Raw genomic sequence first — 14,449 nt, forward strand, 5'->3', positions numbered from 1 at the left:
GCGCTTCGCCAATTGACGAGTTCGCCAACTGACCGGTGAGCGCTGCAAGCGCCCACCGGTCAGCTGCGTTCGCTCACGCCTTCGAGCGTGCCAGCAGGTACACGAAGTAGGGGGCGCCGATGAGGGCGACGATGAGACCGGCGGGAATCTGCGCAGGAGCGATGACCGTGCGGCCCAATGCGTCGGCGACGACAAGCCCAAGGGCGCCGAGGAGCATAGCCGTCGGAACCACTCTGGCGTGTCGATTGCCAACCAGTGCCCTGGCAGCGTGCGGGGCGACGAGACCGATGAACCCGACCACCCCGACAGCAGAGACGCTGACCGCGGCAAGCACAGCGGCGGTGACGAGCACGCCCAGACGCACGGGTTCACGCGGAACTCCGACCAACCTCGGCGTATCGTCATCGAGTGCCAGCAGATCCAGCTCGCGCGTCCAGACGAAGGCCAGAGGGATCGCTATGAGAAGGACCAGCGTCACGGGTGCGACATCGGCCCAGACTCGGCCGTAGGTGGACCCGGAGAGCCAGGTGAAGAGGGTCGGTGTGTCCCACGGGTTCGCACGAACGAGGAACAGAGTGGTCAGGGCGGTGAAGCCGAACCACATGCCGATGCCGATGAGCACGAGCCTGTCGGTGTTCATCCCGCCGCGCCAGGAGAGTCCGTAGACGATGGCAAAGGCCACGAGCGCACCAGCGACCCCCGCACTTGAGATCAGTACGACGGTGGCGCCGGGAACAAGGGTGATGACGATGACGGCACCAAGCCCGGCGCCGCCGGTGATGCCGAGCAGGCCCGGCTCAGCCAACGGGTTGCGGGCGCTGGCCTGGACAAATGTTCCCGACAGTCCGAGGGCGGCACCGGCGGCAAGTGCGGCGGCCACGCGTGGAGCCCGGGAGTCGAAGGCGAAGGAGATCACTGGCGCCGCCTGGTCCTTCATCCACAGCATCACATCGCCGAGGAGGTAGAACCGTTCCCCGGTGAGCAGCCCGAGGGTCGCAACCACGATGAGCAGCACTGTGCAGACGACGATGACAAGCACCGCGTGACGTGGGCTGTGCACCCGTGACTTAGCCGCCGACGTCGCCTGCGCGGGGCCCGAGGAACGCATAGAACGCGCCAGCAGGACGAGAACGATCGCACCGAGCACGGTCGTCGTCACACCCGAAGGAAGAGTGATCGCCTCGGTGGCCCCGACGATGGCGCGCAGCACGGCGTCAGCCAGGATGACGATGATCGCACCGATGAGAGCCGTGGCCGGGATCATCACCGCATGCTTTCCCAGCACCGGCACCAGGCGGGCCAGCAGGCGGGCGATGACCGGGGCACAGAGTCCGACGAAGCCGATCGGTCCGGCCAAGGTCACGGCAGTGGCGGTGAGGATGACGGCGAGCAGAACCCCGATCGCACGGGTCGATCGGATCGGCACACCGAGGACAGAGGCGGCATCGTCGCCGAGGCTGAGCAGATCCAGGCGTCGTGAGAGCAGGATTGCGGCGGCTATGATGACGACGAGGACGGGAATGCTGCGGATCGCGGCGGTCCCGTCGAGCTGATTGAGGGTGCCTGAACCCCACGAGTAGAGACTCGTCGTCTCCTCTTGGAACAGAATGAGCAGGGTCGAGGTGCCCGCCTGCAACGCCAAGGCGGTCGCGGTGCCGGCGAGCACGAGGCGGGTCGTCGATGACGCCGCGCCACCGGCAAGTCCGAGGACCAGAGCTGCCGCGAGTAAGCCGCCGATGAAGGCAACGCCTCCGGAGGCCCACACCGGGATCGCGATGCCGAAGGCCGTGACCACGGTGACCGCGAAGTACGAACCGCCAGTGACGGCAAGGGTGTCCGGTGAGGCCAGCGGGTTGCGAGCCAATGATTGGAACAGCGCACCGGCAACGCCGAGGGCGGCCCCGACGAGTATCCCCGCACCCACGCGCGGCAGCCGGGATCCGATGAGGATGTCACGGGCGCTCGGGCCCGCCTCGGCGGGGGAGGACGCGGACCCGGTCACAGCCGCGAGCAGATCCCGGAAGCCGATCCCCGATGTGCCCTGCGTGATGTGCCACGCGGAGAGCAGGGCAAGGACGATGATCAGACCGAGCAAGATACCGGTGGCCGAGAGAGTGCTGACGATCCCCACGCCCCGTGCTGGTGTGGTGGGTTCCTGGGGTGTCCGGGGGCTCGCCGAGGCTGTCGTGGGCCTGGTCGTGGGTGCGGGAGAACTCATGGACTATTTGGTCAGAGCCTCAACGTAGGCGTCGAGGGCCTGCTCGGAGGACTTGGGCCCACCGAAGGTCCAGATCCCGGACGGGAACGGGTATGTGCGCTTGTCCTTGACTGCAGGGATATTGGACCAGATGTCGTTTTTCTTCAGGAGCTCGACATAGTCCTCGGACTCGGGGTCATCGGTGCCGGTGTAGAAGAAGTTCGCGTCGCCGACCTTCGAGATGCCCTCGATGTCTGTCTGGCCCAGTCCGTATGCGGGATCGACCTCGCCGGTCCACACGTTCTCCAATCCCAGCTCCTCTCCGAGTTCACCGAAGAGCGATCCCTGGCCGAAGGGACGCAAGGCCACATTGGAGCCGTTGACCCAGCCATCGAAGTAGACGAATTCCTTGGTTTCGAGGTCGGCGGATTCGAGCGCCTTCTTCGACTCCTCAACCTTCGCATCGAAGTCCGACAGGACAGTCTCGGCGCGCTCGCCGCGGCCGGTGACCTCGGCGACAGTGGAGAAGGTGTCCTTCATATAGGCGATCGGGTCCTTGCCGTTTGCGCCGGTCATCGCCATGACAGGGATGCCCTGGTCCTCGAGCTGGCCGACGATCTTGTCGTCACGGGACGTTGTCTCCATGATGACGAGATCCGGGTTGGCAGAGAGGATCGACTCCACGTTCGGCTCCTGCCGGGTGCCGACGTCGGTGACGCCTTCCGGCAGCTTTTCCGCCGTATCCCAGGTGGTGAAGCCCTTCGCATCGGCGACAGCAGCAGGATCGACGCACAGGGAGAGGAGATCCTCGGTGTACTGCCATTCGAGTGAGACGACCGTAGATGCAGGCTTGTCGAGTTTGATCTCGTGGCCGGTGTCGTCCTTGACGGAGACCGGGTCCGCCGAGGTGGTGCTCGAGTCGTCAGCACATGCTTCGGAGGTCGACTCGGAGTTCTTGTCATCGGCTGAAGCGTCAGTGCCCGTTGTGCCGCAGGCAGACAGCGCGAGGGCGCAGACGGCGGAGAGGGAAGCGAGGACGAACAGGGGCTTGCGCGGACGTGCAGAGGGCGGAGTTGTCACAGAGGTATCACTTTCTTGAGAGGTGAAATGGTGGTAGTTCAGTGAAGAAGTCAGGAGGCCGCGGCGAGGGTGCGACGGCGGCGTCGCGGCAGTGCCTCGATGCGCACCATCCCGGTGTCCTCATCGACGAGTGTGCGGATCGGCAGATCGTAGACCTCGGTGAGCACCTCGGCGGTGAGTACCTCTTCGCAGGTGCCCGCGGACCTGACTCGGCCCTGGCTGAGCAGGACGATGTCATCGGCGACGGCGGCGGCATGATTGAGATCGTGGAGAACGACGCCGACGGCCGTTCCGTGATCGTCGGCGAGATCGCGCATGAGGTCGAGAATCTCGGCCTGATAGCGCAGGTCGAGGTGGTTCGTCGGTTCGTCGAGCAGCAGGACCCCTGTCTCCTGGGCAAGGCAGGTGGCCAGCCAGACACGCTGGAGCTCGCCACCGGAGAGCTGATCGACGGAACGCTCTGCCATCGAGTCTGTGCCGGTCAGATCGAGTGCCTTGTCGATGGCGGCCCTGTCGGCATCGGTGAGGGAGGCGAAGCGGCGCCGGTGCGGGTGGCGACCGAACGCGACGATCTCGCGCACACTCAGCCCGGAAGGATGCGGTCGGGACTGGGAAAGCAAAGTCACCGTGCGGGCGAATTCGCGTGCCGAGAGTGCGGTTGTCGGAGTGACCGTGCCGGCGAATTCGACGCTGACGTCGCCGGAGGTGATGGGATGCAGACGGGACAGGGACCGCAGCACAGTCGATTTGCCGCTGCCGTTGGGCCCGATGAGCGCCGTGACTCGACCGGGAGTGATCGAGACGGACACATCATGGACGACCGGCATGCGATCGTAGCCCAAATGCAGGCCCGAGGCGTGCAGTTCAGTGGAGTTCATCGTCCCATTTGCGTTCACAATGTATAGCCTAACCTAAGTAAGGGTGGGCTGGGTGACAAATTTCGGCGGCGGAGGCCCGCGGGACCTGCGAGGCTAGCTGAACTTCTGCCGACCCACCCCGCGAACATGACCCGCCTCACATTCCATGTCAGTGCCCCGCCATAGGGTGGGTGTGCATACATAGGATGGGGGAGAGCCAAGGAGGAACCCATGAGATTCGTCGCCACAGGAGACTGGCAGCTGGGCATGACGGCGCACTATCTCAGTGCCGAAGCCCGTCCGCGGTTTCACCGTGCCCGCCTCGACGCCGTCAAACGCATCGGTGAGATCGCTGCCGCGCAGTCCTGCGAATTCGTCCTCGTCTGCGGTGATGTGTTCGAGTCCAACCAGCTCGACCGTGCGATCGTCTCCCGCACCTTCGAAGTCTTCAACGCTTTCACCGTGCCCGTCGTACTGCTGCCGGGCAACCACGACCCCCTTGATGCCGCTTCCATCTACGACTCTCCGGCCTTCACTTCGCGTCAGCCCGATCACGTCCACGTTCTGCGTGACAGCGAACCGTTCGAGGTCATCCCGGGAGTCGAGATCGTCGGTGCCCCATGGTTTTCGAAACGTCCCCAAGGTGACCTCGTCGCCCAGGCAACACAGAACCTCGCCGAGGTGGCCCCGGGCAAGGTCCGCATCATCGCCGGTCACGGTGCCGTGAGCACCCTGGACCCCGATCGGGAATCTCTGGCCACGATCGACACAGACAACCTCAGATCCGTGCTGCGAGAAGACAGAGCCCAGTTCGTCGCGCTCGGTGACCGGCACGCGACCTATTCCGTCACTGACCGAATCTGGTATCCCGGCGCACCGGAAGTAACCTCCCGGCGTGAAAACGACCCCGGCAACATCCTCCTCGTCGACATCGACCCGCAGACCCATGTGAGCTCAGTGGAGAAGGTGCACATCGGACGCTGGTCCTACCTCGTCGTCGACGAGGACGTGAACTCTGATGAGGACGTCACCCACCTCGAGCAGCGCCTGAACGACATTCCTGACAAGGACAGCACCGCCGTGTGGCTCATCCTCAATGGCACCCTGTCCACGGCGACGAAATCGCGACTCGACGAGGTCCTCGACCACGCCCAAGACCTATTCGCGTTGGTGTCTTTGTGGGAACGACACACGGATATTGCCGTGGTCGCCGGCGATGAAGACTTCGCCGGCCTGGGCTTGAGCGGATACCTGCAGGAAACGCTCGACCAACTGGCGGAATCCGCGACAGGTGAGGACTCAGCTGCCGAAGCGGCACAGGACGCGTTGGGGCTGCTGTACCGATTTGCGAGGAGCGGATCATGAAATTCCATTCCATCCACCTGCGCAACTACCGCGGAATCGCGGACTCCCGCGTCGAATTCGGCGATGGCGTCACCGTGGTCGAAGGGCCCAACGAGGTCGGCAAATCCTCAATCCATGAGGCCATCACCCATCTGCGCGAAGACAAAGCGAGCTCACGCAAGGCCAGTGTCAAAGAGACCCAACCCGTCGGGGTCGATGCCGGACCCGAGGTGGAACTGCATCTGAGCACCGGGGACTACGAGCTCAAGTACCGAAAGCGGTGGATCAAACAGCCCTTCACCGAACTCAGCGTCATCAAGCCCAGGCCCGAACAGCTCAGCAGTGATGATGCTCATGATCGGTTCCTCGCGATCCTCGCCGAGACCGTCGACGTGGATCTCCTCGACGCTCTCGATGTGGCACAGGGAGAGAGCCTGGCACAGGCGCCGCTGGCGCAGATCAAGGCACTTCACAGTGCGCTCAACGAATCGGGCGTCGAGGTCGCCGACCATGACGACTTCCTTGACCGGATCGAGGTCGAATACGCGAAGTACTTCACCAAGTCTGGCAAAGAGACGGGAGACTTCAAGACCGCAAATGCCGAAGTCCCGAGTGCCGAAGCCGCCTTCGAAGAACTGCGTGAACGCAGCCGCGGGATGGACGAGCTCGTCGACAACCACGCCCGAGCCGCAGCACGCCTCGAATCGATCCGTGACCAACTGACACAGGCCGTGACCGACCGTGACGAAGCTGAACAAGCAGCGAAGGCGGTGGCCGAACTCAAAGCAGTGCTCGATCAGGCACTGGAACAGGCGAAGTCGGCGCAACGCGACGAACAGATCGCCCGGGAAACTCTGGACCGACGCACACAGCTCATCGAGGATGTCGCCGCAGCCGAAGAAGCCGTGACCGCTGCGCGAACCTCGTTCACTGAGCTTGAGACGACGCAGAGTGACAAGGATTCAGACTTCGATCGCGCACAGAAGATCCTCGAAGAGAAGCAGAACGCACTCGACGAAGCACGGGCCCTGGCGAAGACTGCAGCCAAAGACGTGACCAAGGCACGTGCCCGCACTGAACTCACCGAACTCACCCGCCGACTCGACACCATACGTGACCATGATGAGAAGAAGAGCCGGGCACAGGCGACGATCGCATCGATTGCGGTCACTGCCAAGGACGTTGAAGCGCTGATCTCACTTGAGACAGAGGTGCGGATCGCGGAGAACGCGAAGACCTCCGCAGCGGCACAGATCGTCGCGAAGCAACTTGGCTCGCAGCCCATAGACGTCGATGGAACCGCGCTGGGTGACGGTGAGACTGGAGAATTCGCCGCGGTCAAGGATGTGCGAATCACGATCGACGGCATCGCCGACATCACCGTGCGCCCAGGGGCATCACCTGTCGAGCTGGACAAAGCACTGACCTCGGCGCGGCAAGCCTTCGACGCTGAGCTGCAGCGTCTCGACGTCGACTCCGTGGCTCAGGCACGGCAGAGAGCACATGTGCGTGCGGACGCCGAGGCAGTCAAGGCAGAGGCCGATTCGACTCTCATAGTGCTCCTCGGAGACGACAGGCGAGACACGCTTGAAGCCGCACTGGCCAGGGCACAGCAGATCGTCGAGGCAGACGGAACCGACCCAGACAGCCGCGCAGACGAGAGCAATCTCAACGACCTCGAAGCCGCTGTCACCGAGGCCGAGAAGAACGCCGAGACTGCTCAGTCTGAGGTGGATACCGCACGAATCGAGCTCGAACGCACTCGCACGAGTCGAGATGACGCACGAGTGGAAACCGTTCGAGCACAGACCAGTTTGAAAGAGGCCGAGGCTCAGCATCAGCGCCTGACGAACACCCTGACCGAGGCACGAAAAATCGCCACAGATGCCGGCCTGGATGAAGCAGTGAAGACTGCCCGGTCACAAGCGGAGAGTGTGAGCACTCGAGTCGAAGAGGCCCGAGTCGACTACCAGGCTGCCGACCCCGAGACCTTGGAGATGCAGCTGCAGAACGTGCGCCAGCTCGTCGGCAGCAAGGAGACTCAGCGAGAAGAAGTTCGGCAGGAGGTCGACCGCTTGTCGGCGCTCATCGACGACCGCGCCAGCGAAGGCATCTACGAAAAACTCGCGGCCGCCGAAGAGACAATGGAATCGGCACGGAAGAAGCAGGCGAGACTGAGCCGTCAGGCAGCGGCAATCAATCTGCTGCGCACCACTGTCCTCAAACACAAGGAAGAATCCCAGCGGAAGTACGTCGCTCCCTTCAAAGAGCAGATCGAACGCCTTGGCCGACTGGTCTTCGGACAGGGACTGTCGGTTGAAGTCTCCGAAGACCTCGAAATCGTCTCAAGAACCCTCAACGAACAGACAGTTCCCTTCGAATCACTATCGGGCGGGACGAAGGAACAATTGGCGCTCATCGGCAGACTCGCAGTGGCGACACTCGTCGACACCGACTCTGGGGCGCCGGTCGTCCTCGATGATGCCTTCGGCTTCGCCGATGCCGAGCGCCTCAACGCTCTCAACGTCATCCTGGGCACTGTCGGCCAGAGCGCTCAGGTCATCCTGCTCACCTGCCAGCCAGACCGCTTCGCCCGCCTCGGCGGCGCGAAGACGGTCAGCCTGACTTAATCGCTCCCGCGGCAGACCTAGAACTCAGACAAAGCGAGATGACTTAGCGAAGAGGGAGTGCAGGAGAACCAACTATGGCGGAATGGAAATCGGTTAAGCGTCACCGACCGATCAAGCAAGTGTGGGCCATGTATGCTGCTTCGGCAATGCTGTCTTTTCTCACTTTTTTCGTATTTGGATACGTTTATTCTCTAATTAAATCTATAGGCAAGACCTCCGACTTTGATCCGAGTTCCATATGGCTCTCGAGTCTGAATATAATGACTGAAGCTGCTCATCATATAGGCGATAAAGACGCCTTGTCTGTCACGGTATTTCTTGGTCTTATCGCAGGAGGTATAGCGCTGTATGTGCATGCTTCCAGTAGATATAAGGGCGCCATGAAAGGTGAGTCAAGGGAAATTGAGGCGCTAGCAACAGCTTCCTCAATCTATAATATTGGGCTTTCCTCGCTTTGCCTGGCGGCAGTTGTGTCAATAGTTCTCGGGTGGATCGACAGTCAGTCGGAGTGGCTGCGTATTTCACCGATTATTATTATTCCTGCGATCACCGGGTTTCTGGTTTGTGGTGCTTTGGCTGGTCTTAGAACAGTCGGCCCTGAGAGGCGCCTGGAGCAAAATAGAAAACTTGAACGACAGGCTGGGGAATACTTTCGTAGATTATCTGGGATATCTACTTCAGTACGGGCGCGCTGGTACTCCCTCTACGGTTTTCCGTTGTGTGTGTACTCTCTCTTCATCTTGTTGTATTTTTTCTACCTGGGAATACTTGGCCTCTCACTAGCCGCTGCAATTTCCTATTTCGCAATATTGATGACCATTGAATTATTTATGATTATTCTGGCGGTTAAGGCAGGGTGTTATTTTAATACATTCTATCCTGGTGGTAGCGTTTTGAAGATTGCATTTTGGGCTTTTCTGCTGTTTTGTTCCATTCTTGTTTCGGCTTCATTTTCTGTAGGACTGTTTTTGGGGGCCTCGGATGCTCGCGTCGTCGTTGGTAATTTTATTGTATTGTGCATTTTATTTTTTACGCCGTTATTTGTTCTGGGAAAATTTCCTTGCGTGTATTCTTGCAAGATCTACTATGCATTAATTGAATCTGGGCGAGGGAAGGAGTGGTGGGTGCGTGCTCTCGGTATCTGTGCGTCGTTCTCTGTGTTTCATTCTATTTATGAGGCCTCGAAGCGGCAGAGTCTGGAAAACGAATTGAACAGAGTGGTTCACGATATAGCTAGAAACTATGAATGGGTTTCTCCCGACGAGTGAAACTTTCATGTTTTTACTTTTCTCATGTCTGTGATCAGGCATTCGGCTCCGACAGACGGTCTGCCCAAACAGACACGGCCGCCGCGTCGAGCAGACGCAACGGCCGTGACCGGCTGACATCATTGGCAGCGTGCTGGCGGCTCCCGACTCACTCACCTGCGCTGGCCTTCGCCTCCTGTGCCGCAGCCACGGCATCGGCGCGAATCGTGCGGCGCAGGACCTTGCCGGAGCTCGTCTTCGGCAGCTCGTCGATGATCGTCACCTGACGCGGTGCCTTGTACGAGGCCAGCTTCTCCCGGCAGAAGGCGACGATCTCGTCTTCGCTGACCGTGTCCGCTTCAGGACCCGGCTGCAGAGTGACGAACGCAGCGACGCTCTCGCCCCGATACTCGTCGGGAATGCCGACGACGGCGGCTTCCTGGATGGCCGGGTGCGTGTAGAGGACATCCTCGACCTCGCGGGGCCACACCTTGAAGCCGGACGCATTGATCATGTCCTTCTTCCGGTCGACGATGAACAGCCATCCTTCGTCGTTCATATAGCCGACGTCACCGGTGCGCAGCTCACCGTCGGGGATCTGCTCCGAGGTGGCCTTGGCATTGTTGATGTATTCGGAGACGACCTCCGGTCCCGAGATCGCGACTTCGCCGATCTCATTGGGCCCCAGCGGCTCACCGAGGTCGTCGAGGATGCGGATCATCGTGTCCGGCTGTGGCAGACCGCAGGAGAGATTGCCGCTGTCGGGGTCGACCGGAGCTCTCATTCCCGGGGGCACGATCGCAGCCTGAGCACAGGTCTCGGTCAGTCCGTACCCCTGTCCGATGTAGATGCCGGCCTTCTCTTCGAACTTGTTGACCAGGCCTTCGGGCAGTGGTGCGCCACCCGACATCATCCGTTTGAACGGCGCAAAGTGAGCTGGAGTGACGGCCGGATGAGCAAGCATCGCGGTATAGACAGTGGCCGGCCCGGCCATGTATGTCGGCTGTTCTCTGAGGATCAGTTCGAGGAACGCAGTCGGTTCGAACCGGTAGTTGAGGATCAGACGGGCACCGCCGGCGACGCCCGCAATGAACTGGCAGATGAAGCCGGTGATGTGGAAGATCGGTGCCAGAGTGAGGAATCCGTCTCCGGCCTCGAAGGTCGGGGTCCGCAGGCAGTATCGGGAGTTGCTCGACACAGAGGCATGAGTGCCAGAGGCACCTTTCGCCTTGCCGGACGTGCCCGAGGTGTAGACGACAATCGCCTCATCCTCGGGAGTCGGAGTCGCCGGGGTGAAGTCCACATCGAGGTGAGATTCGACGACAGCCTGGAAGTCCGGCCGGTCGGGAACCTCACCGGCACCCGGACTCTGACCGGGAGTGCCGGGAAGGGCGTCGAACATCGCGAAGATCGAATCGGGACCTTCGGTCTGGAAGCTGCGGTCATCGCTGAGCACGACGACCGGGATGTTCTCGGCGTACGGAGCCACCCGGTCCAGGAACGCCGCCTTTGAGACCATCAGCCCCTTCACCTCGGCGTCGGCGAAGATGTGTTCGAGCTCCCCGCGATACATCGGATTGAGCGGAACGACGGTACCGCCCGCCTTCCAGATGCCGTACGTGGCGATCATGAACGCCGGGGTGTTCTGGTCGTAGATGCCGACCCGATCACCGGAGACGATGCCCTGTTCGGACAGGTACGCGGCGAAGGCCGTGGAGTACCGGTCGAAGTCCGACCAGGTCAGTGTGAATCCGTAGTAGTTGAGTGCCTCCGCCTCGCCGCGGGCGGCAACTGTCGCCGCCAAGTCCGCAAGTGTCGTGGACTTGTCCAAGGTGCGGGGCTCGGTGATCAGGTCGCCCCAGGTGTTCAGCCAAGGGCGGGTGTCGAACCAAGTGCTCATTGCTTCGCTTCCTTCATCATTGAATGGATGTCGAACAGGCTGTGGTGGTGCCGGACTACTTGCGGTACTTCTTCATCTCGTTGCGAGCGATTGAGCGCTTGTGCACCTCATCGGGACCATCGGCCAATCGCAGCGTTCGCATGTGCGCCCACATGCTGGCCAGTGGGAAGTCCTCGGTGACACCGGCGCCGCCGTGGACCTGGATTGCGCGGTCGATGATCTTCAGCGCCATCGCCGGAGCGACGACCTTGATCTCGGCGATCTCGTTCTTCGCGACCTTGTTGCCGTGCTTGTCCATCATGTCTGCCGCGTGCAGTGTCAGCAGACGGGCCTGATCGATCTCGATCCTGGCCTCAGCGATCCAGTCCTGGATGTTCGCCCGCGAGGACAGCTTCTCACCGAAGGTCACGCGCGACTCGGCGCGTTTGACCATGAGTTCCAGTGCTCGTTCGGCCGCACCGATCGCGCGCATGCAGTGATGGATGCGTCCCGGTCCCAGTCGGGCCTGGCTGATCGCGAAGCCCTCACCTTCGCCCTTGAGGATGTCTTTGGCCGGGACGTGGACGTTGTCGAAGGTGATCTCGGCGTGGCCCTCCCGATCGTGGTATCCGAAGACGGGCAGGTTACGCACCACGGTCACACCGGGGGCATCGATCGGTACGACGAGCATCGATTGTTGGCGATGCACCTCGGCGTCGGGGGAGGTCTTGCCCATGACGATGAGGACACGGCAGTTGGGGTGCATGCCATTGGAGGCGAACCACTTGCGGCCGTTGAGGACGAATCCGTCATCCGTGGCGTCCATGCGCATCTCGACATTGGTGGCATCGGAGCTGGCGACGGCGGGCTCGGTCATGGCGAACGCCGAGGCGATCGTCCCGTCGAGCAACGGCTGGAGATACATCTCCTTCTGCTCGTCGGTGCCGAAGCGAGTGAAGACCTCCATATTGCCGGTATCCGGGGCATTGCAGTTGATGGATTCGGGGGCGATCTCGATGCTGTGTCCGGTGATTTCGGCCGGGGGAGCGTACTCGAGGTTCGTCAGCCCTGGTCCCCACTCGGGATCGGGGTGGAAGAGGTTCCACAGTCCCTGACTCTTTGCCTCGGCCTTGAGGTCCTCGAGGATCTGCGGCTGAGAGTGAGGGCTGCCTGCCGCTGCCATCTGCTCGGCATAGACGGACTCCGCGGGGTAGACGAAGCCGTCCATGAACTTTTTCAGGCGCTCCTGGTAGTCGCGGCCGCGTTCAGTCGTTTCCAGCATGTGTGGTCTCCTCGTTGAGTCGGTTCTGTTCGTTGAGTCGATTCTGATAGCGGCTCATGCCCTTGAGCCAGCGGTCGTAGTCGCTGCCCTTCATGCGGTACATGTCGAGCACCTCGGGATGGGGGAGGATGAGGAACTGTTCGGCCTCGACGGCGTCGAGGGCGATCGTCGCAACCTCGGCGGGAGCCAGCACAGTGCCGGCCTCCGTGACAGCGCTCTGGGCTGGTCCAGCCGATCCCGCTGCCCGCAGCAGGTCCGTGTCCACTCCCATCGGGCAGATGACCGAGGCTCGGATGCCATCGTCGCGGTAGGTCAGTGCCAGCCATTCGGCGAAGCCGACCGAGGCGTGCTTGGTCACGCTGTAGGCCGCCGATCCGATCTGAGTGAGCAGTCCCGCCGCCGAGGCGGTGGCGACGAAATGTCCTGCACCGGCCTCCTTCCAACGGGGGATGAGGGCTTGGGCAGCGCGGATGTGGGCGCGCAGGTTGACGTCGATGACCGTGTCCCAGTCGGCATCAGAACTGCCCAGATCGGGTGGTCCGATGATGCCGGCATTGGCGAAGTACATATCCACTCCGCCGAGGCGGTCGTCGGCGAAGGCGATGAGCTCGTCGATTCCTGCCACTGCGGACACATCCCCGACCCACGAATGTGCCCCGGTGCCGAGCTCGGCAGCAGTGTCGGTCACGGTCTCAGACAGGTCGGCGAGGACGACGGTGGCACCGCGGGAGATCAGTTCTGCGGCAAGGGCGGCACCGATGCCGCCGGCGGCTCCGGTGACGATGGCCCTGGTGTCTGCGAGGGTACTCATGCCTTCTCCAACAGTGTCATCGCCTGGCGGGCGAGGTCTTCGACTCCGGCGCCGGCGGCTTCGGGATCAAGGTCGAGGTCACCCATCTTGCCGGTGACCAACCGGGTGTAGACGCCCTCACGGATGCATGCGAGCTTCCACATGGCGAACGCCTCGTAGTACCCGACGTCGTGGACCTCATGGCCGCTGACTTCCTGGTAGCGGTCGATGAGTTCAGCAGGCTCGGGGAATCCCAGCTCCGGGGTAGGGACCCAGATGCTTGTGTACTTCTCGGGCACGGAGAGCATGGCGATGAAGTAGCCGAGGTCGGTGAGCACCTCGCCTACTGCCGTGAGCTCCCAGTCGACGACGGCATTGACCGTGCCCTCGGGGGCGAAGATCATGTTGTTGGGTTTGTAGTCGCCGTGGGCCAGACCGACAGGACTGCCTGCCGGGTCGGGCATCCGCTCGGCGAGAGCGTCGTGGACCTCGTGGATGATCGGGGTGTCACGCATCGATATCTGCTCGACCTGACCGAGCCAGCGTCGCAATTGACGTTCGATGAGACCACCGTCGCGGCGCAGATCGCCAAGGCCCACCTCGTCGATGTCGACGCGATGGATGGCCGCCAGCGTATCGACCATGCCGAATGCACACGACCGCTTGTCATCAGGGCCAGGTCCCTCGGGGATGCGCGCCCAATCGGCGGGGGTGTTGATGGCGAAGCCGGGGCAGTGGTCCATGAAGACGAACGGGACGTCAAGGACCTCTGGATCGTCGACGATCTCGACGATGTGGGGGACCGGGACGCTGCTGTCGCCCAGCGCTGCCATGATGCGGCCCTCACGGGCGACGTTATGAGCGCTGCCACCTGTATGGCCCAACGGCGGGCGCCGAAGAACCCACCGGGGAAGCCCGTCGACCATGATCGTGAACGTGAGATTCGAGCGTCCGATGGACATGACTTCGACCTCGAAGTCCTCGACTCCGAACTTGTCTTTGATCCATCGACCGATCGTTTCGGCGTCAAACCCTGCAGGTGCACTGGTCAACTTTGACCCTCCCAAGTGAACAATCGTTCAGTTTCATTTACAGTATTCAACCCGGGCGTGCGAGTCAAGCTGAAATCGTGATGCCGGTCAC

At 61.9% G+C, this 14,449-nt stretch carries 10 protein-coding genes; 3 read left to right on the top strand and 7 right to left on the bottom strand.

The window, feature by feature from the left end:
- Positions 1 to 73 precede the first annotated feature (73 nt).
- The 3 genes from LQ788_RS07410 to LQ788_RS07420 are packed head-to-tail and all read right to left on the bottom strand — an operon-like array spanning position 74 to position 4,155.
- Positions 74 to 2,218, bottom strand: a complete 2,145-nt coding sequence (locus LQ788_RS07410) for an iron ABC transporter permease (RefSeq protein ID WP_231446261.1) — start codon at positions 2,216 to 2,218, stop codon at positions 74 to 76.
- A gap of 3 nt (positions 2,219 to 2,221) precedes the next feature.
- On the bottom strand, positions 2,222 to 3,277 hold the full coding sequence (locus tag LQ788_RS07415; RefSeq protein WP_231446264.1) for an ABC transporter substrate-binding protein: 1,056 nt from the start codon (positions 3,275 to 3,277) through the stop codon (positions 2,222 to 2,224).
- Positions 3,278 to 3,327: 50 nt separating this feature from the next.
- The gene (locus LQ788_RS07420; protein ID WP_231446266.1) at positions 3,328 to 4,155 is read right to left on the bottom strand and encodes an ABC transporter ATP-binding protein; all 828 of its coding nucleotides are present in this window, start codon (positions 4,153 to 4,155) and stop codon (positions 3,328 to 3,330) included.
- 210 nt (positions 4,156 to 4,365) lie between these two features.
- Between LQ788_RS07420 and LQ788_RS07425 the strand changes: the two genes are divergently transcribed.
- The 3 genes from LQ788_RS07425 (at position 4,366) to LQ788_RS07435 (ending at position 9,376) form a co-directional block, all read left to right on the top strand.
- Complete coding sequence (locus LQ788_RS07425; protein ID WP_231446268.1) at positions 4,366 to 5,499, top strand: metallophosphoesterase family protein; 1,134 nt, start codon at positions 4,366 to 4,368, stop codon at positions 5,497 to 5,499.
- A complete protein-coding gene (locus LQ788_RS07430; RefSeq protein ID WP_231446270.1) occupies positions 5,496 to 8,108 on the top strand; it encodes an AAA family ATPase in 2,613 nt (870 codons plus the stop codon). The genes LQ788_RS07425 and LQ788_RS07430 overlap by 4 nt, the downstream gene beginning before the upstream one ends.
- 74 nt (positions 8,109 to 8,182) lie before the next feature.
- Complete coding sequence (locus LQ788_RS07435; RefSeq protein WP_231446272.1) at positions 8,183 to 9,376, top strand: hypothetical protein; 1,194 nt, start codon at positions 8,183 to 8,185, stop codon at positions 9,374 to 9,376.
- 148 nt (positions 9,377 to 9,524) lie between these two features.
- Here the strand turns inward: LQ788_RS07435 and LQ788_RS07440 are convergent, their stop codons facing one another.
- From LQ788_RS07440 to LQ788_RS07455, 4 genes are read right to left on the bottom strand one after another with little or no spacing between them, the layout of a single operon-like run.
- Positions 9,525 to 11,255 carry a class I adenylate-forming enzyme family protein gene (locus LQ788_RS07440; protein WP_231446273.1) on the bottom strand — a complete coding sequence of 577 codons (1,731 nt, stop codon included), beginning with the start codon at positions 11,253 to 11,255 and terminating at the stop codon, positions 9,525 to 9,527.
- 55 nt (positions 11,256 to 11,310) lie between these two features.
- Positions 11,311 to 12,516, bottom strand: coding sequence for an acyl-CoA dehydrogenase family protein (locus tag LQ788_RS07445; RefSeq protein WP_231446275.1), 1,206 nt, complete (start codon positions 12,514 to 12,516; stop codon positions 11,311 to 11,313).
- Positions 12,500 to 13,327 carry an SDR family oxidoreductase gene (locus LQ788_RS07450; RefSeq protein WP_231446277.1) on the bottom strand — a complete coding sequence of 276 codons (828 nt, stop codon included), beginning with the start codon at positions 13,325 to 13,327 and terminating at the stop codon, positions 12,500 to 12,502. The genes LQ788_RS07445 and LQ788_RS07450 overlap by 17 nt, the downstream gene beginning before the upstream one ends.
- A complete protein-coding gene (locus LQ788_RS07455; protein WP_096160494.1) occupies positions 13,324 to 14,358 on the bottom strand; it encodes a phosphotransferase family protein in 1,035 nt (344 codons plus the stop codon). Before LQ788_RS07455 ends, LQ788_RS07450 begins: the two co-directional genes overlap by 4 nt.
- Between the last annotated feature and the right edge of the window lie 91 nt (positions 14,359 to 14,449).

The organism is Brevibacterium zhoupengii, from assembly GCF_021117425.1.
Taxonomy (GTDB): domain Bacteria; phylum Actinomycetota; class Actinomycetes; order Actinomycetales; family Brevibacteriaceae; genus Brevibacterium; species Brevibacterium zhoupengii.

Coding starts and splice junctions, on each gene's coding strand:
- LQ788_RS07410 (WP_231446261.1), bottom strand. CDS start 2,218: ATGAGTTCTCCCGCACCCACGACCAGGCCCACGACAGCCTCGGCGAGC.
- LQ788_RS07420 (WP_231446266.1), bottom strand. CDS start 4,155: ATGAACTCCACTGAACTGCACGCCTCGGGCCTGCATTTGGGCTACGAT.
- LQ788_RS07425 (WP_231446268.1), top strand. CDS start 4,366: ATGAGATTCGTCGCCACAGGAGACTGGCAGCTGGGCATGACGGCGCAC.
- LQ788_RS07430 (WP_231446270.1), top strand. CDS start 5,496: ATGAAATTCCATTCCATCCACCTGCGCAACTACCGCGGAATCGCGGAC.
- LQ788_RS07435 (WP_231446272.1), top strand. CDS start 8,183: ATGGCGGAATGGAAATCGGTTAAGCGTCACCGACCGATCAAGCAAGTG.
- LQ788_RS07440 (WP_231446273.1), bottom strand. CDS start 11,255: ATGAGCACTTGGTTCGACACCCGCCCTTGGCTGAACACCTGGGGCGAC.
- LQ788_RS07445 (WP_231446275.1), bottom strand. CDS start 12,516: ATGCTGGAAACGACTGAACGCGGCCGCGACTACCAGGAGCGCCTGAAA.
- LQ788_RS07450 (WP_231446277.1), bottom strand. CDS start 13,327: ATGAGTACCCTCGCAGACACCAGGGCCATCGTCACCGGAGCCGCCGGC.